Genomic DNA, 19711 nt, shown 5'->3' with positions numbered 1-19711 from the left:
GGCGCCGCGGCGCGCTCAGCGGCCGCGCGCGCCCGCGCCGGGGGCGGCCGCGAACGTGAGCACGACCCGGGCCCCGCCCTCGCGGCCCTCCTCGATCCGGATGGACCCGCCGAAGCTCTTCATCCGGTTCGCCGAGAAATGCAGCCCGATGCCGTTCGCGCCCTCCCGGGTCGTGAACCCGTATTGAAACACCTGCATCCGCGCGGCCTCGGGGATGCCCGGCCCGTTGTCCTCCACGGCGCAGCACACCTCGGCCCCGTCCTGCCACGTCGAGATCTCGATCCAGGGCTCGCGCGCCTCCGCGTCGCCGAGCGCCGCCCGCGCGTTGTCGAGCAGGTTGTAGAGGATGGTCAGGAGGTCGTGGCGGTTCGCCACGACGTCGTCGACCGGCCGCAGATCGAGCTGCAGCGCGACGCGCGCGTTCACGAGCGCCACCCCGTGCGCGTGCAGCGCCTCGTGGATCACCTCGCTCACGGAGAGCCGCTCCGTGCGGTACGCGTTCCTGTACGCGTACCGCTCCTGCGCGCGGATGGCGTCGCGGATGACGTCGAGCTGCTCGCGCAGGCGCTCGACGTCCGCCACCGTCTCCGCCTGCTCCTGCTCCAGGGCGGCGAGCGCCAGCTCCACGTAGCGGCGCAGGCTCTCGCTGCGCGGCTCGTCCGCCGGCCCCGCGAGGTCCGCACCGCCGCCCGCGAGCAGCTCGCCGAGGGCCCTCGAGAGCCGCGGCAGCCGCGACCTCGCGAGGCGATCCCGCACCAGATCGGCCGTGACCCCGGCGCTGCTCAGCGTGTTGCCCGCGCTGTGGAGGACGTCCATCGCGACCTGCGCCATGCCCGAGTGCCGCGCGATCTCGGCCTGCTCCGCGCCGAGCTGCTGGTACGACCGGTAGAGCCGCACCATCGACCGCACGCGCGCGAGGAGCTCCCGCGGAGAGAACGGCTTCACCAGGTACTCGTCGGCGCCCCCGTCGAGCCCCGACGCGATCGCCTCGTCGTCCGCGCGCGCCGTGACCAGGATGACCGGCACGTGGCGCAGCACGGGGTGCGCCTTCAGCCAGGCGGTGAGCTCGATCCCCGACATCCGCGGCATCATCACGTCGGAGACGATGACCTGCGGGGGCGAGCGCTCGATGAGCTCCTGCGCCTCGATGCCGTTCTGCGCCTCGAGGAGGCGGTAGCTCGGCGACAGCAGCGCGCGCATGAACTGCCGCATGTCCGGGTTGTCGTCGACGAGCAAGAGCAGCGGCCTCTCCGCCTCCGCGGCCGGCCGCGCGGCGCGCGGGGCCCCCGGCGGGCGGCTCGACGTGCGCGCGGCGCGCGGCGCCCCGGCGTCCGCCTCCAGCCCCTGGCCCTCGGGCGCGGCGCCCACGGGCGGCAGCGAGCTCAGCCAGCGCCGCGTCTGCGCGGCGCTGTTCTCGCTGCGCGACCTCGGCTCGTCGCTCTCGGGCCCGCCGTCCTCGGCCGACCGGGGCAGGCGCACGCGGACCGTCGTCCCCCGGCCGAGCTCGCTCTCGATGGCGACGGCGCCGCGCATGAGCTCCGCGAACTGCTTGACCAGCGAGAGCCCGAGCCCCGTGCCCTCGTACCTCCGCTTCACCGAGCCGTCGACCTGGGTGAACTTCGAGAACAGCTTGCCGAGCTCGTCCCGCGGGATGCCGATCCCCTCGTCGCGCACGCTGAGCTCGAACGAGGCGTCGTCGAGCGCGCGCAGGGAGACCTCGACGTGCCCCCCCGGGTGAGAGAACTTCAGCGCGTTGCTGATGAGGTTGAGCAGGATGCGCTCGTACTTGTAGCGGTCCAGGAGGACCACGCCGAGCGCGTCGCCGCTCATCGACAGGGTGCGGCCGCGGGCCACCGCGCTCGGCCGGATGTCGTTCAGCATCAGCGCGGTGAACCGGTGAGCATCCACCGGCTCCCAGTCGACCTCCATGCGCGCCGCCTCCGCCTTGGAGAAGTCGAGCAGGTCGCTCACCACGTTGAGGAGCCGCGCCGTGTTGCGGCGGATGAGCTCCAGCTCGTCGCGCACGTCGCCCGGCAGGGCCGCGTGCTGGGCCTCGAGGAGCCGCTCCAGGGGGGACAGGATCAGGGTGAGGGGCGTGCGCAGCTCGTGGCTCACCGTGGCGAGGAAGTCGCTCTTGGCGTTGTTGGCGCGCTCCGCCTCGTCCTTGGCGCGCTCCGCCTCGTCCTTGGCGCGCTCCGCCTCGTCCTTGGCGCGCTCCGCCTCGTCCTTGGCGCGGGCGAGCGCCATCTCGGTGAGCTTGCGGTCGGTGATGTCGGTCCAGGAGCCGAGGATGCCGAACACCTCGCCGCGCTCGTCCTTGAGCGGCACCTTGCACGTGAGCAGGTAGCGGGTGCTGCCGTCGGCCTGGCGCTGGGTCTCCTCGATGTTCAGCATCGGCTCGCCGGACTCCATGACGGCCTTGTCGAGGCGGATGTAGTGCTCGGCCTCCTCGCGGGTCCAGGGCAGGTCGTAGTCGGTGAGGCCGATGATGTCCTCGGCGCGGCTCAGCCCCGCTCCCCGGGCGCTCATCTCGTTGGTGCCGAGGTAGACGCAGTCGCGGTCCTTCCACCAGATGCTGTAAGGAAACGTCGATATGATGTGCCGTAAGAGCTGCTCTTGCTGCGGCCCCGGCAGGAACGGCGGCGTGCGCTTTCTATCTTTCGGATCCGGCATAGGAAGGCGTGACGACGGGCGGAGCTTTCCGTGGCTGCCCGCGCGGCGCCCCCGACCGGCGACCGCCGCGCGACCTCCCCTGCAGTATGCCCGCTCCGCGTGCCGCCGGGGATGGACCTGAGACCCGGCGAGCATCCTATCTCACGCCGCGGGCGCGGCGCAAACCATCGGCCTGGGAGGCCGCGGGCCGCGCCCACGGCGGTGAGGCCGGCTCAGATCGTGATTCGCGTGCCGTCGAACCGGGTGAACGTGAACCCGTCGAACGGCTCGCGGAAGGTCCGGCGCTCGTCGCGGAGCAGGCTGATCGCCACCGCCTCGCCGAGCGCCAGCGACGCCGCGGCGTCCGTGCGCCAGTGGATGCCCGCCCAGTTGCGCCCGAAGGAGGCGTTGGTCGCCAGCTTGTTCAGCTCACCGCCCACGGTCAGGGGCGGCCCGCTGTAGGGGACGAGCCGTGTCGGGTCGGCCGGATCGGGGACGAACGGATCCTCGATGACGTGGTCCTCGTCGAAGAACGCCTTCAGGAGCGTCACGTTGACCCCGGCGATGGCGGCGGCGCCGCCCGGGTACGACCCGTGGAGCGGGGCGCCCTCCGGGAAGGCTTGCGGCAAGAGGTAGCTCCCGAACGTGTCGAACGTCAGCTCGACCGCCAGCGAGCCGAGGATGTCGTCGTGCAGCGGGTACTCGCGCCCGTTCGCGAGGCGCTGGTGGACCAGCCCGCCGTACCCCTCGGGGCGGATGCTGCGGTGCACGAACCACTTCTGCCAGTAGGCGGCGCGGATCGCGCGCGACGTCCCGAAGGGGAGCAGGCCCTGCAGGTAGGCGAGCGAGAAGGTCGCGGCGGCCGACGCCTGCGTCTCCGACGTGAGGTAGGGGTTCGTGGGGCTCAGGGGCGCCGCGATGCCCCCCGGCACGCTCGGGTTCGCGCTGCGCGCCGCGCCGAGGAGCAGCGCCGCGCCCCAGAAGCTGGCCGCGCCGCCGTGCACGTACTCCGCGAGATCGCGCCCCGTCGAGAGGTAGCGGCGCACCGGGTCGTACGCGATCGACCGGGTGGGGCTGAGCCCGTTCTGCACCGCGAGCCACTCGTTGTAATCGGTCTGGAAGTCGTTGCCCGGCAGCGCCGTGCGGAACGCGCCCTGGAGCACCTGCGGGCCATAGGGGATGTCGCGCAGGAGGAACTGCGAGATGTAGGGGCCGTCGAGCACGCCGGGAGGAACCACGTGCTTGGCCGTCCTGCCCGAGCGATCCCGGGGATCGGCGTAGGTGACGCTGCCGCGGAACAGCGTCTCCAGCGTGACGCGGCCGCCGGCCCGGGGGCCGGTGTAGCCCGAGAGGCGATCGATCTCCGCGATCGCGTCGGCCACGTCGCTGCTGTCGGCGTAGCTCTCGAACGGCACGTCCCGCAGCAGCGCCTTCCAGTAGACCTCGACCGCCTCGGCGGCCTTCTCCGCGCTCGCCAGCGCGGGGGCCGGGGGCACGCCGATCTGGGCCGGGGTCGTGCCGATCAGGCTGACGGCGAGCGTGCCGATCGGACTGACCAGCTTGCGGGTGCCGGCGAGCGGGATGGCCTCGAAATCGTCCCATTCGCGCGACGCGTGGGCGCGCGCGGCGACGCGGTACGCGGCCCGATCCACCTCGCCTCGCGCGTCGTGGGGCAGGCCGCGCGTGTCCGTCCCGATCTTGTTGGGATAGCGCTCCTCGTCGCCGTTGTCCGGGTGAGGCGCGATGGGTTCCTCGAACTGGTCGACCGCGGCCTCCACGCGCACGCGCAGCGCGCGCAGGCGGAGCTCGTGATCGAGCGGCGAGACGCGCGGATCGCGGCGCAGCGACCCGATCCCGTCGAGCAGGTCGTCGATACCTCTGCCCCGCGCCGCTTGCGCGACGCCGGGGCTCCCGGCGAGGACGCCGCCCACCGCGAGCGAGCCGGCGACGCCCATGAAGGCGCGCCGGCCAGCCGCCTTGTCGGCCCTCGGTCCCTTCGCGGCGCCCTCGGGGCTCGCGGCGTCGGGCGTCGAAGCATCGCTCCGGGGATCGCGATCGTGAGAATCGATGGTCATGGCGTTCAGCTCCGTTCGTTGCATGGAGGTCGGCGTCCGCTCGCCGCGGCGTCCGCGGCCGAGCGCCCGTGAGATCCGGCCCGTGAGCTCGGGTGGAGGCGTCTCGTCCAGGAAGCGGAGAGGGTGAATGCAGAAGACGGGCTTCCGGCGGCGCGCGCTCCGAGCGCTGACGAGACCAGGAGGGGACAGGCAGCGGTCTCCGTCCTCACATCCGTTTTATAGGATGCAACGTCTACTATAACGGATGGCGTCGAGCAAGGACTTTGTTTTGCGGCGCACCTGCGGGCTTCTGTCGTCCGGGGCGCGATGGTATCGGGCGCGCATGCGACAGCGCGGCGAGGAGGGGGCGGGCTCCGCGATGCTGGACGGCGTCGTGCGTACGGCCGAGGCGCGGGATCTCGCTGGGGTCCTGGAGCTCTATCGCGATCTCCACCCGGAGGACGCGCCGCTCCCTCCCGAGCCGGAAGACCGGCTTTCTGGCGCGCTCGGGTGCGAGGCGCTGAACCCGCGCCGTCGAGGGACGATCGGGGTGACGTGAGCTCGCGCGGCTGCTGCCGGCGCGAGGCGCCCGGCGCGCGCTACAGCACGGCTCCTGAGAGGTGCGAGCGGGAGGCAGAGTCCTGGTCGTCTTCGCGCGCAGGCGCGCTCTGCTCGCGGCGCGGACGCGCGACGCTCTCGAGCACCTCACACAGCCTCCGCGCGCTATGGTCCCAGTCGCGCCAGCCAGAGATGGCGGCGACCCGCGCCGCGTCATAGGGCTCGTAGGCGGCGCGCGCGAGCGCCGCGGCCAGCGCCGCCTGGTCCTTGGGCGGGACGAGCTCTCCGAGCGCCTCGCTGTGGAGGAGGCCGGGGATCCCGCCGACGCTCGTCGCCACCACGCGCCTCCCGCTCGCGAGCGCCTCGATCACGACGTTCGGGGTGCCTTCATGGCGGCTCGGCAGCGCCAGCACGTCACAGGCCGCCATCCAGTCGGCGATCTCGTGGTGCGGGCGAGCGCCGATCACCGTGAGCCGACCGCCGAGCCGTTCGGCTGCCGCTCTGCACGCCTTCATCTCGGCGCCGTCGCCCACGAGCACCAGATCCAGATCCGCGTGCGCGGAGGCGAGACCCTGGAAGACCTCGATCAACTCGAAGATGCCCTTGTCTCGGACGAGCTGTCCGACGAAGAGGATCGTCCGGCGCTCCGGGGCGCGACCGAGGCGACGCCGCGCATCAACGCGGTCCTGCGGACGGAAGACGTGCGAGTGAACACCGTTCATGACGACATCGATACGCTCGCGCGGGACGCCGAGCGCCTCGACCCCAGCGGCGAGCTCGTGGCTGACGGCCACGATCCTCGCCGCGCGCTGGAGCCCCCAGCGCAGCGATCGCGCCACCGCGCGCCGGCTCGGCAAGACGTCGATGTCCGTGCCATGCACCTTGATGACCGTCGGGATCCGCAAGAGCCGGCCGAGGCACACGGCCGCGCAGCCGTCCGGGTACGCGAACGCCCCGACGATGACGTCTGGCGTAGTGCATCGCAGGGCGACCTCCGGGACGAGGGAGCCGGCGTACAGGGCACCGTTCAACCCCTGCGCGATGCGAGGGACGTAGAGGAAGCGCGGGTGCCTGACCGGCAGCCCGTCGATCACCTCCTCTCTTGGCGCTCCCGTGGCGATCGGCCACTTCGAGAACCGCGCGGCGCCGGGGAACCAGGGGATCGTCGCCAGGACCTCCACGTCGCAATACCGCGACAGAGCGGCGAACTGGTGCCGGTTGAACGGCGCCTCTTCCGGTTGCATCGCATTGGGAAAGACCTTGGTGATGAGCAAGACGCGCAGCCGCCTCATGCGCCCCTCCGTTCCGACCGTCCGAGGCGACAGGCACCTCGACGGGAGTTCTCGTACCTTTCGTGAAGAGCCGCGTGCTCCGGCCGCGCCTGCCGAGGCGACCACGTACGTTGCGTACGGGGTGGCTCGCCTGTCACCCAGAACAGACGAGCTCGAACGCCGAGCGACATGGTTTGTTCGAACGCACGAGGGCGAACGAGGCACGCAAAGAGCCCAGCGTCCGCGAGTGTCGCTAATTCTTGAACGGTACCCGCTCCACGGTCAATAGGAAAGGATGGAGTTGGCGCGCCGTCGCGAGCGCGCTTGATCACGACTGGAACGAATGCGGCTCATCGAGGCCGGTGCGCTGACGAGCGCGTGCGCCCCGGTCGTACACAAATCTGCAAAACGGAGTATCCTTCGCGCCATGGAAGACGCGATCCCCCTGCCGTCACGCGATGAGCTCCGGCCCCACGCGCTCGACGGGGCGCTCCTCTGGTTCCACCCGCGGACGGGGACGAACGTGCGCTGGGACGGCGCCGAGACGCGCCGGTTGACGCGGCGGGCCCCGCGCGTCGCGCTGTTCGGCATCACCAACCGGTGCAACCTCGCGTGCTCGTTCTGCTCGCGGGACCTGGAAGCGGGGAGCGAGTGGACGGTGGACGGGGCGTTCGACGTGCTCTCGGGCCTCGCGCGCCGCGGCCTCCTCGAGGTGGCGTTCGGCGGAGGAGAGCCCCTCGCATTCGCCGGCTTCGACGAGCTCTTGGCGCGCCTCGCCGAACGGACCGCGCTCGCTCTCCATTTCACCACGAACGGCACGCTGCTCACGGAGCGGAGGCTCCGCGCGCTCGCGCCGCACGTCGGGGAGATCCGCGTCTCGGTGTACCCAGACACGCCCTGGGAGGACCGGCTGGAGCTGCTCGCGGCCGCGGGCGTGACGTTCGGCGTGAACGTGCTCGCGACGCCCGCGCTGCTCCCCTCGCTGCCTGCGCTCCTCGAGCGGCTCGCCCAGCTCGGGTGCCGCGACGTGGCGCTGCTGCGGTATGTAGGGCTCGACCCGGACAACCACCTCGGCCCGGAGGGCGAGCGGCGCCTCGCCGAGATCATCGCGGACAGCCCTGTTCGCGCGCGGCTGTCGGTCTGCTTCGGGGACCGGCTGGAGCCCGTGCCGCGCCTCTTCGAGGGGGTGGACGGCGATTGTGGGGCCGGGCTCGACTTCGTGACGATCACCTCGGATCGCACGCTCAAGGCCTGTTCGTTCCAGAAGCGGGGGGCGCCGGTCCGGTCGGCGGACGACGTGCTCGCCGCCTGGTCTGCCGAGCGCGCGCGGCTCCTCGGGCCCGCGCCGCTCCCGGGCTGCGCCCGGCCCGCGCGGCGCAAGCCGCCGCTCTCCGACGGTATCCGCATCTGGCAGGGGTTCTCCGGCAACAACAGCGGCGACTGCGTGCTCGTCGGGCGCTTCGAGGAGCTCGACGACGCGCGCCGCTACATCGACGATCTCTTGCCGGGATGGACGCCGGGCGAGCCGTTCGGGAAAGAGTGGCGATCGCTCCTGGAGCGCGAGGGGATCCGCCTGGAGGGCGGAGAGGTGGCGCCGGACTCGATCGCGCGCGTCGGGGGGAGCGTGATGGTGCACACCGGCATGGCCGTGGACGACGACTTCCCTTCGCTGCGAGCGCTCCTGTGGAAGCGGGGCGGACGAGCGGTGTATTCCGGCGTCCACGAGCACGATCCGGTGGAGATCGTGGCGGGTTTGCGGTTCGAGGACGCGGCCTCGCTGGAGGCGGCGGAGATCGCGCTGGCGGTGGACGACGTCGCCGTCCTCGAGAGGCGCGGCCTCGACCTGTACGGCCCCGTCCCGGTCCGCCACGAGTCGCTCTCCGCCGGGGCGCCGGATCTGGGAGCGCTCCACGGCACCATCGCGCAGCTCGCGGCGATCGCCGAGCGGCACGGCGCCCATCTGGCCGCCGAGCTGGCCCCGCTCCCCGGTGACGCCCGCTGGCCTCAATGGCTCGCCGCCCGCCCCCCGAGCGCCGACCGCGCGCGACTCTGGGCCTCGTTCCCGGACGCCGCAAAGGCCGCCTCCGTGGCCGATTCGCTCGACGGCAGGGCGGTGATCGCGGACCGCTACCTCATCGCCACGTCGGCGCGGATCCCGACGCGCTACGGCTTCCAGATCCAGCGCGCCGGCGGAGCCGCGGAGTGGATGGACGGCGGCCCGGTCCGACTCTCCGCCACGTTCCAGCGGCGTTCCCAGGAGAATACGGCGTGCATGACGCCCGCGGCGCTCAAGGTGGCGTTGCGGCCTTATCTGACCGCGGAGGACGAGCTCGCGACCGACAAGGGGTGGAGCCACCCCTTCGCCACGGTGAGCACCGCAGAGCCGGGTCGCGTACTGCCCGCGCTCGTCGACTTCGCGCGCAGCCACGGGCTGGAGATGTGGCTCAACGCCGCGCCGCGTGACCGCATCGTCGCCGTGATCGCGCGCCTGGAGGACGACCTTGCGCGGGCGCAGAAGGCCGCGCGGACGAAGTAGCACGCTGTCGCTCGCGCGCTCGCCTCTGCATCGCGGCTTCGTGTCGCCGCTGCCGGGCGCGAGCGAGCCGGCGTATCTGGACCATTACCCGGTGATCTCGCCGGGCGACGCCGACGTCGCAGGTCCCGGAGGAGAACAACCACACGCCGGCCCGGGACGTGTTCCAGATCGAACCGCGGCGATGATCAGCGACCGCCGACATTTTCCGCCATAACGGACACAATTCCGCCACAGGGGACACGCGCGAGCCATGACCCGGCGGCCGACCGGGCGCAGGAGCGGACGACTCGAGCTCCGCTCGGCCCGCCGGTCACCCGCTGCCGCGGTCCGTGAATGTCGCGACCCGCCCGCGCATCGGAGGCGTCTGGCGCGGGGAGCGCCTACGTCCACCACGCCGCCCGCGGCGAGCGGATCAGCACGATTCCTTCGCCTCCAGCAGGGCCGCAGCACGAGCCGGGCAACGCCAGCGCCAGCACAGGTGCCAGCACCCCGAAGGGCAAGGCCATGTTTCTTCTCGCTCAACAGACCCACCGGATGCTCGTCTCGTATCACCCTCGGATCGGCCACCTGTACGTCCCCAACCAGAAGGCGCGCATCCCGCATGAACGCGGCGGCTATCTGGTCCGCACCAACGCGCAGGGCTTCCGCGCCGATGTCGACTACGCGCCGCAGCGGCAGGGCAAGCCGCGGATACTCGTGTTCGGGGACTCGATGACCGCCGGCGACGGCTGCGAAAACCACGAGCGGTACACCGAGCACCTCGGCCGCCTCCTCTCCGCGGAGGTCTACAATTACGGGCTCTCCGGGTCGGGCACGGACCAACAGACCCTCATCCTCGAGGAGCTCGCCGCCGGGGTCGAGGCCGACCTGATCGTCCTCGCCGTGTACATCGACAACGTCGAGCGCGTGCTCTCGACGCACCGCGTTTCGGTCGACAGCGCCACCGGACGCAAGCTCCTGGTGCCAAAGCCCTATTTCGAGCTCGTCGATGGCGAGCTCGCGGTTCGCCATCAGCCGGTGCCGCGAGACAGGCCGGACGCGGGGCTGGCGTGGGAGCACCACTTCCCCAGCATGCCCGGGCTGGCCATGCTGTACAGCCAGCTGCGCGGCGTCCCCGTCGAGCCGGCCAACATGACCCCCATCACGCGGGCGGCCTCGGACGTGATGGAGCGGCTGCAGGGGCAGCCCCTGTTCGATCAGCTCGTTCGATTCGCCGCGCCGCGATCGTGGGACGACATCAGGCCATTCCGGCCGTGGATACAGCGGATGCTCGGCTTTCGCCCCTGCTCGGCGCACTACGATCAGCCGACGTCGGACGGGTCCAGGCTCCTGCGAGCCATCATCGCCAGGTTCGTCGAGGCCGCTCGACCTCGTCCGGTCCTCCTGATGCCGATCCCGGTCCGCTACTATTGCCAGATCCCGAGCGCGGCGAGCTATCAGGCCTTCTTCGCCGACGCGGCGCGCGATCTCGGCTGCGAGCACCTCGACCTGCTCGGGGAGCTGGCGCGGCTCCCGTTCGACGAGCGCAAGCGCATCTCGTTCCCCATCGACCCGCACTTCAGCCCGGAAGGTCACGAGCAGGTCGCGAGGGTCCTCGCGCGGCACATCCAGGATCGTGGCCTGCTCCCGGCGCGGAGCGCGCCGGCGGCCGGAGGCGTCGTCGCGCAGCCGCGGCACGCCCGCCCGCGCGAGAAGTACATCCTCGGCATCTCGTGCTTCTACCATGATTCCGCGGCGTGCATCGTGCGCGACGGCGAGGTGGTGGCGGCCGCCGAGGAAGAGCGGTTTTCACGGGTCAAGAACGACCGAGGTTTCCCGCGCCAGGCCATCAACTTCTGTCTGGAGGAGGCGAGCGTCGATCTCACGGATCTGGCCGCGATCGCCTACTACGATGACAGCGCGCTCGCCTTCGAGCGCGTCCTCTCGAGCGCCGCGGCGGCCGGCCGATCCGCGCGGGACCAGTGCGCGGCCATGCTCCCGTCATGGCTGTCCACCAAGCTCCGGATCGCCGAGGTGCTGGAGCACGAGCTCGCCTACAGAGGCCTCGTGCTGGAGAACCTGCACCACCGCTCGCACGCCGCGAGCGCGTTCTTCCCGTCCCCGTTCGAGGAGGCGGCGATCCTGACCATCGACGGCGTCGGCGAGTGGAGCACCGCGAGCATCGGCCTCGGCAGAGGCTCCGAGCTGCGCCTCCTTCAGGAGATGCGGTTCCCCCACTCGCTCGGGCTGCTCTACTCCGCCTTCACGCAGTTCACCGGCTTCAAGGTGAACAGCGGCGAATACAAGATGATGGGCCTGGCCCCCTACGGCGAGCCGCGCTATGTCGACAGGATCCTTCAAAATCTGGTCGAGATCCGCGACGACGGCTCGATCCGCCTGAACCTTCAGTACTTCACCTTCTTCGGGGAAGACACCATCACGAACGCGAGGTTCGCGGCGCTCTTCGACGGGCCGGCGAGAGACCCCGCCGCGCGCATCACGCGCCGAGAGATGGATCTGGCTCGCTCCGTGCAGGTCGTGATCGAGGAGGCGGTCCTCAAGATGGCGGCGCACGCGCATCGTCTGACCTCGGCCTCCAAGCTGTGCATGGCCGGCGGGGTGGCGCTCAACTGCGTGGCCAACGGGCGCATCTTGCGGGAAGGGCCGTTCGACGAGATCTGGATCCAGCCCGCCGCCGGGGACGCGGGGGGCGCGCTCGGGGCAGCGCTCGACGCCTCCCACAGCTACTTCGGACAGCCGCGGCGCCCCGCGAGCTCGCCCGGCTCCGCGCAGCGCGGCTCCTATCTCGGGCCGGCGTTCTCGCCCAGTGAGGTCGAGGCCTTCGCGCAGACCCACGGCCTTCCGTGCGAGCGCCTCGATCCGTCCAGCCGGGCTGCCCGCGTCGCCGAGCTCCTGGCCTCGGGTCGGGTCGTCGGGCATTTCAGCGGGCGCGCAGAGTTCGGCCCGCGCGCGCTCGGCGCGCGCTCGATCCTGGGCGACGCGCGCAGCAGCGAGATGCAGGTCACGCTCAACCGGAAGATCAAGTACCGCGAGTCGTTTCGACCGTTCGCGCCATCGGTTCTGGCCGAGCGAGCCAGCGAGTACTTCGACTGCGCGGGCGAGAGCCCGTTCATGTTGCTCGTCGCGCCGCTCGTGGAGGACAAGCGCAAGCCGTTCTCCCGCGGCAGCTCCGAGGATCTGCTCGAGGTCGTCCGGGCGCCCCGCAGCGATGTGCCGGCGGTGACCCACGTCGACTATTCGGCCAGGGTGCAGACCGTGACCCGCGAGGCGCACCCCACCTACCGGGCCGTGATCGACGCGTTCGCCGACAAGACGGGTTGCCCGGTGATCGTCAACACGTCGTTCAACGTGCGCGGCGAGCCGATCGTCAATACGCCCTACGACGCCTACCGCTGCTTCATGCGGACCGACATGGACGCCCTCTTCATCGAGGATCATCTGTTCCTCAAGGAGCAGCAGCCGCCGTGGCCGGAGGAGGGCGGCGCATACGACGAGTGGGCGTCCGTCGGGGCTCCGGCGCCCGAGCAGCTGACACGGCCGCTCGAGCGCCTCTTCGACCGCGACTTCCTGCCTGCGCTCGTGGACATCGCGGGAGGGCTCGCCGAGGCAGGGGCGGCCACGCTCTCTCCGGCGGATGGCCGGTGGGAGCGGATGGACCCGGCGACCATCTATCCGCGCGTCCTGGAGAGGCGCCCAGCGCAGCCGGACGCCTTCGGGCGCGCGATCACGAGCGGCTGGAGCTCACCCGAGCTCGCGCGCGCCCTGGCCCCCGTCATCGCAAAGGGCGTTCGCATCGTCGGCCGCGTGCCTCACCGCGCGCAGCGGGAGGTCGTGTCCGACACCATGTACGTGATGTTCTGAGCGCGCGGGCGTCGAACCGGCCTCGCTCGGCCAGGCGCCCGGTCGGCGGGCGGCGCGTCAGGCGCGCTGTTTCGCGGCGCCCTCGGTCGCGTCCGGGCCGTCCGGAGGCGGCAGCGCGACCGTCAGCGCCTCGATCCGGGGGAGCTCGCGCCGCAGGCGAGCCCGCTGGAAGTCGGGGTCGAACGGGCCGTTGAACCACAGCACCAGCACGTAGATGCCTCCGAACGACTCCGCCATGTACGAATCGTCAGGAGAACCCGCGGGATGAGCGACGCGGAGCCGCCCGCCTCGGCGGAGGGATGGCCCCGGACGTCCGGCGAGCTCCCGCTCGGCGAAGCGCGCGGCGAGCGGAGGGACCGTCGACGCGACCGGCCAGGCACACCAGATGTTGTTCGATTCGTCGATCACGGCCGCCGCGGCGGCTCCAGCGCGGGCGACCAGATCGCGCAGGGTGTCTCGCAGCGCCTTCCACTCGGGGACGTCGTCGCTGAGGGGCATGCCTTCAGCATAATGCACCAAGGCACCGGACGCCGCCGGAGAAGCGGCCCGCGCGCGGGCCGCGGGGCTCACTGGATGACCGAGTCCGTCACCGCGATCGGCGTGTCGTCGTGGTTCGAGATCTGCGGGTAGGTGGGGTACCAGGATCCGCCGATGTTCTCGGTGATCACCGACCGATCGATGACGATGTTCCCCGTGTGGTCGTTGCTCACGAAGAAGATCGCGCTCCCGTGGGCGCTCACCTCGTTCCGCTCGATCCGGGTCCCGCAGAGCGTGAGCGTCATCGTGTCGCCGTCGTTGTAGATGGCCCCGCCGCTGCCGCCGCCCGGCGTCCCCGCCATGGCGGGGTTGCCGCCGTTCCCGATCGCGCGGTTGTGGGAGAACAGGCTGTTCACGACCGTCCACGAGACGCCGATGCTGCTGATGCCGCCGCCGTTCGCGCACACGTTGCCGTAACCCTCCGCGCCGCCGAAGGTGCTGTTCACCACGTGGACCGGCAGCCCGTTGTATTGCATGAAGGCGCGGATCCCGGCGCCGCCGACGTCGGGGCCGGTGGCGTCGCACGCGTTGTTGAAGAAGCGCGCGTTGACGACCTTCAGGCGCCCGCCCTGCGCGAAGATGGCGCCGCCGCCCTCGTCGTCATCGTCGGTCGAGTCGCCCTCGATGAAGGTGAGGTTCTGGACGGTCAGCCGCGGGTGATCCTGGTTGTCGCAGCTCGGCGTCGTCCACACCTGCGCCTCGTCGCAGGTGTTCATGTAGAGGATGCGCCGCTTTCCGCCGCCGCTCAGCGTCACGAGCCCCCCGCCGTCGATCACGATCTCGGGGCCGGTGTCGTTGAAGATCTTCGCGGTCTCCTCGAGCGTGATGGTGATCGGGTCGGGGCCGCAGTCGAAGGTGATGATGCCGCCGGCCGCGACGCCGCTGACGACGGCCTCCGAGGTGCAGCTCTCCGGCGTGCCGTCGCCGATCACCGTGGTCGGGGACGAGGAGTCGGCGGCCCGCGCCTCGGCCGGCACGGCGCAGCTCCCGTCGGGGTTGCCCGCCGCCGGGCCGCCGCCCTCGTGCGCGGGCGATCCCGCGCCGGCGCCGCCCGCGCCGCTGCCCGACGCGCTCGCCGCTCCGGTGCCTCCCGTGCCGGTCGTCCCCTCCCCTCCGCTCGAGTCGTCCGCGCAGGCCTCGAGCGCGGTCACCATCGACAGGCACAACATCAGCTCCAGCGATCGTCGCATCTGGTCCTCCTCACCCCGAGAGAGCATGCTGGCAGCGGCGTGGACCGCTCTCGGACCGCTCTCGCCGCAACACGGCGCCGGGCATGGTACCCCACCTCCGCGGCGCTGCCCCCTGAGCCGATGGCGCGCCGGGCGCGTCCACCGGCGCTGCGCCGCGACGGCGCAGCGCGGCCGCGCTGGTGATCCCGCCGACTCGAGCGCGGCGCTGGAACGCGCAGGAGGACCCGCGGCCGGGAGCCGCGCGCGCGCCGCCCCATTGACGCACCGCCGGGGCCGCCGTGTGCTGTGCGCCGAGGAGAACATCGCGATGGCACAAGGTCGATTCATCATGCTTTGTCTTGCCGCGCTCTGCGCGGGAGGCTGCGGTTCGAGCGACGAGCCGGGGGACGCCACCACGACGGCCACGTCGTCCCAGGCCTCGAGCGGCACCAGCGGGGCCACGAGCGGCTCCGGCGGCGGCGGGTCAGGGGGAACGGGGACGGGGACCGGCGGCGGGCCCACGTCGACGACCGTCGTGGTGAACGAGATCTCGGCCAAGGGCGGCGACTGGATCGAGCTCGGCAACCCCGGCCCGGGGTCGGCCGATCTCAGCGGGCTCGGCCTCTGCGACTCCGACGACAGCGGGGCGTGCAACACGGCCGACGCGCTCAGGTTCCCCGAGGGCACGCAGCTCGCCCCGGGGGCATACCTGCTCGTCCTCGGCGATCAGGCCGCCGAGGCCGGCCCCGGGCCCCACACCACGTGTCTGCCGGACGGCGGCCCGAGCAGCTGCTTCTATGCGACCTGGAAGGTCAGCGCCTCCAGGGGCGAGACCGTCCACCTCATCTCGGCGAACGACCAGGTGCTCGCCCAGCTCGAGTATCCGATCGAGGCGGCAGCGGACGGCGAGACGTGGGGCAGGCTGCCCGATCTGACCGGCGAGGGCGCCGTCACCGCGCCGACCCCGGGGGAGGCGAACGCGGCGCCCTAGCGCCGCCCGCCGGAGGACCGGCCAGCGATGGCCGGACCTCTGCGCCGCTCCTCGGCGGCCTCGCGCGGGCGGACCTCCGCGTCCGGTCCGCGGCCAGCGATGCTCGGCGGCTCATCCGCCGTTGGCGCGCCTGGGTCGCCGCATCGGGCTACCAGACCTGCCGCAGGAGGGAGCGGCGAGAGCGGCGTCAGCTGCGGCGGATCCGCCGCAGCCCGAGGGCCGCGGCGGCCGCGAGCGCGAGCCAGAGGGCCTGGGGCGGGGCGCTGGACGGGGACGCCACGAGGCGGCAGCCGCAGCCGCTCGAGCCATCGCCGTCCGGCGGCGTGCGCGGAACCCCGCCGAGGAAGCCTTCCGGTATGACGCGACCGAACCTGTTGTTGCTCTCGTCCGGGTCCTTTGCGTCGCTGGTGACGGTCGCCCACGTCTCGACCCGCTGCCCTCGATAATCGAGCTTGCCACGCACGGTGATGGACCAGCCATTGAACTTCGGCATCTCCGCGACCTCGCAAGACAGCTTGCCCGCTTGCGCGGCGCAGTCCACCCCCTCGTCCGACGTCCAGGTGACACCGACCATGCCCTCGGGCAGGTCCTGCTCCAGGCGCACGCGGCTCGCCGTCGAGGGACCGTCGTTCCACACATGCTCGATGAGCATGATGTCCGAGTCCTCGATCACGATGCTCACGTCGCCGTGCAGGTCGGCGCGCACCTCGTTGTCGATGGGGATCCGCAGCGTCGCGCGGTTGTTGCTCGCGTCGGCGTCGACCAGACGGCTGCACACCGAGACGCTCAGGTCCACGTGCTCGCCCTCCCCGACGTTGAGGGTCGCCACGAATTGCCTGCTCTCCCCGGCGCCGAGCCCGGGTACGGAACATTCGCCAGGGACGCCGCAGCTCAGCTCGATCTGGCCGCTCTCTCCACCGTCTGCGGAGAGGGTCATGCCCTGCGACGGTGTTGAGCTCCGGTTCGTCACCGACAGCATCAGCCGGGGGTCGTCGCCCGACCTGACGAGGGCGGGCGCGTCCACGATCTCGATCGCGAGATCGGTCCGCATGCCGGGGGCCACGGAGGGGTCGTAGTAGGTGGAGTTGACGAGATCGAGCAACCCGTCGCCCGTCAGGTCGATCAGCGCTTCCGGCGCGTACTCCGACCGATTGCGCTCGGTGAACGTCCATTGCCGCTCGACGAGCTGCCCGATGAACGAGCCGACGACCAGCTCGTCTGCGCCGTCCCCCGAGAGATCGGCCGTGAGCATCCGGCCGCTGCCGCGAGCCCTCTCCTCGGGCTCCAGCGGGGTGAAGGTCCCCGCGGGCGCCTGGAGCCACGTATGGAGCAGCATTTTGTAGTCCGCCGGTGCAACCTCCTCCCTCGCGATCACGGCCACATCCTGGAGACCGTTGCCGTCGAAGTCGCCGAACGCCCCGAGCTGGTAGCCTCCGTCCATCGCCAGCCGATGTACCGGCTGGAAGCTCCCCGAGGCGGTCCGCTGGGCGATGGCGACGCCGCCCGCGGCCGGATACAGCAAGTCCTGTAGACCATCGTCATCGACGTCCCGCGCGACCATCTCGGTCGTGCGCGTGACGAACTCATCGAGCGCGGCGACGTCGGTCAGCGTGTGGACCGCGCGGAACACTCCCTCCGACGCGTGGAACAGCTGCATCTCGCTCGGGGCCGTCTCGACGACGATGTCCGCCTGGCTCGGGCTAAGGAAATTCCCGGCGGCGAGCAGCAGCTGCGATCCGGGATCGCTCGGCGTGACATCGAGGTATCCGAGGTGCGTCAGGTTGCCCGACGTCTGCTGGAGGACGAACACGCGCTGGGTGTCCCTGACAACGACATCGAGCTGGCCATCGCCGGTGACATCGGCGACCGCGAACTGCCGCATGGACCGCTCGCGGTCCACGTCGTGCGTGTACGTCGTGCTGGTGAGCAGCGAGCCGTCGCGGTTGCGAAGCTGGAGCGTGAGCTCGAAGGGACGGCTCACGAGCCAGTCGTAGGCGCCGTTACCGTCCATGTCCGCAAAGAGCACCCTCTCCCCCCCGGGAGGAAGGTCGAGCTCGGTGGCGCTCGACGCGAAGAAGACCGAGTCGCACGCGGCGGCAAACGACACGCTCGGCAAGCTCAGGGGGAGCAAGCCGGCGAGGATGAAAGCAGGACATTTCATGAAATCCAGCCTACCATGAGGGCTTCGGGCCTTGCGGGACGCAGGGCTGACGAGCTCGTGCTCCCCGCCGGGCTCGTGCCGTGCGCTGCCTCGTCACGTCGGCTCGCGCGGGCGCGGGCCGACCGCCTCGCCCCCGGCGGCTCCTCCCGGTCAGGCGCCGATCGCGCCGCGTCGCGCGGCAGCGAAGTATGCGAGAATATCACCCCACAGGGAACCTCATGTCACCGATGCCCGCGACCGACATCCTCCGCGCCCCGTTGCTGCCGCCGCGCCCCCTCCGGGCGCCCCGCCCGCGCGGCGGGCCTGCGAGAGGGGCCCTGGCGCGGCGCTCGGCGCCGCCAGCGCTCGCGCTCTCGCTGCTCCTTTCGGGCTGCGGAGCCTCGGATCCGCCGCCTCCGGAGGTGCGGGTCACGGGCTGCCCTCGTTGCGCCGGGGTGGCGCGGGTCGGCGCGCTCCCGGAGGGCGACATCGACGAGTGCTCCGGCGTGGTCGCCAGCGCGCTGCACCCGGACGCGCTCTACGTGCACAACGACCACGGCGACGACCCCCGGTTCTTCGCGATCGGGCTCGGCGGCGCGCTGCGGGCCCAGGTGGACGTGGCCGGCGCGGCCGCGATCGACTGGGAGGACATCGCGCGCGGCCCCTGCCGCACGGGCGGGGGCAGCTGCCTGTTCCTCGCGGACATCGGCGACAACGACAGCGAGCGCGACAGCTACGCGGTCTACAGCGTGCAAGAGCCGGACGCGCTCGGAGGCGCGCCGCGCGCCTCGACCGCCGAGGTGTTCGTGATCTCGTACCCCGACGGCAGCCACGACGCGGAGACGCTGCTCGTTCACCCCACCACCGGGGCGCTCACCGTGGTGACGAAGGTCAACAAGGGCATCTCGGAGGTCTACGAGCTGCCGGCGCTCCCCGCCGCGGGCGCGCCGGCGACGCTCGTCCACGCGGGCTCGATCCAGCCGCCCGCCGGGAGCGCGCGCTTCACGGGCGGCGACGTGCACCCGGACGGCGCGGGGGTGCTGCTGCGGACCTCGTCGCACGTGCTCTACTACCCGATGACGCCGGATCAGACGGTGGCGCAGGCGCTGGCCGGCTCGCCCTGCATGCTGCCGTCGGCCGACGAGGAGCAGGCCGAGGCGATCGCGTGGATGCCCGGCGGCTGGGACTACGTGATGATCGGCGAGGGGAAAAAGGAGCCGATCCACCGCGTGTCCTGCCAGGCGCCCTGAACGCCGCCCGAGGCCCCGGCGCCCGCCGTAGGTAGGCCGCCGGCCCAGCGCCCTCCGCGTTCACGCCGTCCCGGTGGCCTCGATTCGCCTGGAGGCCTCGAAGACATCGCGGCCGATGGCGCGCGCGGCGGCCAGATGAGCGGCCGGATCCCGCGTCTCCGAGTCGAACAGGAGCTCGGAGGTCGCGACGCGCGCGCCGCAGTAATCGAAGATCCCGTGATCGATCTGCGTCTTCATGGCGCCGAGATAGCCGTGCCGCGCGTAGAGCCGCGCGTCGCTGCCGGCCATGGCGACGAGGTGCACCCGGAGGCGGCCGAGCTTCTTCACCAGCCCGGTATCCAGGCCGAAGTCGAAGGCCCAGCCGTTGGAGAACACGCGATCGATCCACCCCTTGAGGAGCCCCGGCATCGACCACCAGTAGACAGGATAGACCAGCACGAGGGCGTCCGCGCGGTCGATCCGCGCCTGCTCGGCGGCGACGTCGGCGGGCGGCGGCGCCTTCCTGCGGTGGACGGCGAGATCCGCCGCGGTGAACCTCGGATCGAACGCTTCCGCCGCGAGGTCCGCGATCTCGAACGAATTGCCGGACAGGGACACCTCCTCAGCGATCTGCGCGGCGACGCCATGGGTGAGCGACCCGGCCTCGGGGTGCGAGACGACGATGAGCGCGTGCATGCAGAACCTCCTGCTCG

Annotated in this window: 12 protein-coding genes; 5 read left to right on the top strand and 7 right to left on the bottom strand. The window is 71.7% G+C overall.

What is annotated here, in order from left to right; all coding sequences use genetic code 11:
- Positions 1-15: 15 nt before the first annotated feature.
- On the bottom strand, positions 16-2673 hold the full coding sequence (locus WME98_RS24560) for an ATP-binding protein (protein ID WP_437953475.1): 2658 nt from the start codon (positions 2671-2673) through the stop codon (positions 16-18).
- Positions 2674-2885: 212 nt separating this feature from the next.
- A complete protein-coding gene (locus WME98_RS24555; protein ID WP_437953474.1) occupies positions 2886-4727 on the bottom strand; it encodes a vanadium-dependent haloperoxidase in 1842 nt (613 codons plus the stop codon).
- 322 nt (positions 4728-5049) lie between these two features.
- Here WME98_RS24555 and WME98_RS24550 point away from each other — a divergent pair, with 322 nt between their 5' ends.
- A complete protein-coding gene (locus tag WME98_RS24550) occupies positions 5050-5265 on the top strand; it encodes a hypothetical protein (protein WP_437953473.1) in 216 nt (71 codons plus the stop codon).
- A 40-nt stretch (positions 5266-5305) separates the two neighbouring features.
- Here WME98_RS24550 and WME98_RS24545 read toward each other — a convergent pair whose 3' ends face one another.
- Complete coding sequence (locus WME98_RS24545; RefSeq protein ID WP_437953472.1) at positions 5306-6556, bottom strand: glycosyltransferase family 4 protein; 1251 nt, start codon at positions 6554-6556, stop codon at positions 5306-5308.
- 406 nt (positions 6557-6962) lie between these two features.
- Between WME98_RS24545 and WME98_RS24540 the strand changes: the two genes are divergently transcribed.
- Complete coding sequence (locus tag WME98_RS24540) at positions 6963-9071, top strand: radical SAM protein (protein WP_437953471.1); 2109 nt, start codon at positions 6963-6965, stop codon at positions 9069-9071.
- 504 nt (positions 9072-9575) lie between these two features.
- Complete coding sequence (locus WME98_RS24535; protein ID WP_437953470.1) at positions 9576-12932, top strand: carbamoyltransferase N-terminal domain-containing protein; 3357 nt, start codon at positions 9576-9578, stop codon at positions 12930-12932.
- A 57-nt stretch (positions 12933-12989) separates the two neighbouring features.
- Here WME98_RS24535 and WME98_RS24530 read toward each other — a convergent pair whose 3' ends face one another.
- Together WME98_RS24530 and WME98_RS24525 are read right to left on the bottom strand one after the other, a co-directional pair.
- Complete coding sequence (locus WME98_RS24530; RefSeq protein WP_437953469.1) at positions 12990-13430, bottom strand: hypothetical protein; 441 nt, start codon at positions 13428-13430, stop codon at positions 12990-12992.
- 68 nt (positions 13431-13498) lie between these two features.
- Positions 13499-14659, bottom strand: coding sequence for a hypothetical protein (locus WME98_RS24525; protein ID WP_437953468.1), 1161 nt, complete (start codon positions 14657-14659; stop codon positions 13499-13501).
- Between the two features lie 307 nt (positions 14660-14966).
- On the opposite strand from WME98_RS24525, the gene WME98_RS24520 reads away from it, so the two are divergent.
- Positions 14967-15629 (top strand): lamin tail domain-containing protein, encoded by a 663-nt coding sequence (locus WME98_RS24520; protein WP_437953467.1) that lies wholly within the window; start codon positions 14967-14969, stop codon positions 15627-15629.
- A 187-nt stretch (positions 15630-15816) separates the two neighbouring features.
- Here the strand turns inward: WME98_RS24520 and WME98_RS24515 are convergent, their stop codons facing one another.
- A complete protein-coding gene (locus WME98_RS24515) occupies positions 15817-17790 on the bottom strand; it encodes an FG-GAP-like repeat-containing protein (protein WP_437953466.1) in 1974 nt (657 codons plus the stop codon).
- 218 nt (positions 17791-18008) lie between these two features.
- Here WME98_RS24515 and WME98_RS24510 point away from each other — a divergent pair, with 218 nt between their 5' ends.
- On the top strand, positions 18009-19019 hold the full coding sequence (locus WME98_RS24510) for a hypothetical protein (RefSeq protein ID WP_437953465.1): 1011 nt from the start codon (positions 18009-18011) through the stop codon (positions 19017-19019).
- Positions 19020-19079: 60 nt separating this feature from the next.
- Here the strand turns inward: WME98_RS24510 and WME98_RS24505 are convergent, their stop codons facing one another.
- Positions 19080-19694, bottom strand: a complete 615-nt coding sequence (locus WME98_RS24505; RefSeq protein WP_437953464.1) for an NAD(P)H-dependent oxidoreductase — start codon at positions 19692-19694, stop codon at positions 19080-19082.
- Positions 19695-19711 lie beyond the last annotated feature (17 nt).

This window comes from Sorangium sp. So ce296 (assembly GCF_051529605.1).
Taxonomy (GTDB): Bacteria; Myxococcota_A; Polyangia; order Polyangiales; family Polyangiaceae; genus Sorangium; species Sorangium cellulosum_D.
Note: the sequence above shows the minus strand (reverse complement) of the source record. Positions and strands in the feature narration are given on the sequence as shown.

What these genes read in the sequence shown, in the direction of transcription:
- WME98_RS24560 (WP_437953475.1), bottom strand. Translation starts at nt 2,673, where the DNA reads ATGCCGGATCCGAAAGATAGAAAGCGCACGCCGCCGTTCCTGCCGGGG.
- WME98_RS24555 (WP_437953474.1), bottom strand. Translation starts at nt 4,727, where the DNA reads ATGACCATCGATTCTCACGATCGCGATCCCCGGAGCGATGCTTCGACG.
- WME98_RS24550 (WP_437953473.1), top strand. Translation starts at nt 5,050, where the DNA reads ATGCGACAGCGCGGCGAGGAGGGGGCGGGCTCCGCGATGCTGGACGGC.
- WME98_RS24545 (WP_437953472.1), bottom strand. Translation starts at nt 6,556, where the DNA reads ATGAGGCGGCTGCGCGTCTTGCTCATCACCAAGGTCTTTCCCAATGCG.
- WME98_RS24540 (WP_437953471.1), top strand. Translation starts at nt 6,963, where the DNA reads ATGGAAGACGCGATCCCCCTGCCGTCACGCGATGAGCTCCGGCCCCAC.
- WME98_RS24535 (WP_437953470.1), top strand. Translation starts at nt 9,576, where the DNA reads ATGTTTCTTCTCGCTCAACAGACCCACCGGATGCTCGTCTCGTATCAC.
- WME98_RS24530 (WP_437953469.1), bottom strand. Translation starts at nt 13,430, where the DNA reads ATGCCCCTCAGCGACGACGTCCCCGAGTGGAAGGCGCTGCGAGACACC.
- WME98_RS24525 (WP_437953468.1), bottom strand. Translation starts at nt 14,659, where the DNA reads ATGCGACGATCGCTGGAGCTGATGTTGTGCCTGTCGATGGTGACCGCG.
- WME98_RS24520 (WP_437953467.1), top strand. Translation starts at nt 14,967, where the DNA reads ATGGCACAAGGTCGATTCATCATGCTTTGTCTTGCCGCGCTCTGCGCG.
- WME98_RS24515 (WP_437953466.1), bottom strand. Translation starts at nt 17,790, where the DNA reads ATGAAATGTCCTGCTTTCATCCTCGCCGGCTTGCTCCCCCTGAGCTTG.
- WME98_RS24510 (WP_437953465.1), top strand. Translation starts at nt 18,009, where the DNA reads ATGTCACCGATGCCCGCGACCGACATCCTCCGCGCCCCGTTGCTGCCG.
- WME98_RS24505 (WP_437953464.1), bottom strand. Translation starts at nt 19,694, where the DNA reads ATGCACGCGCTCATCGTCGTCTCGCACCCCGAGGCCGGGTCGCTCACC.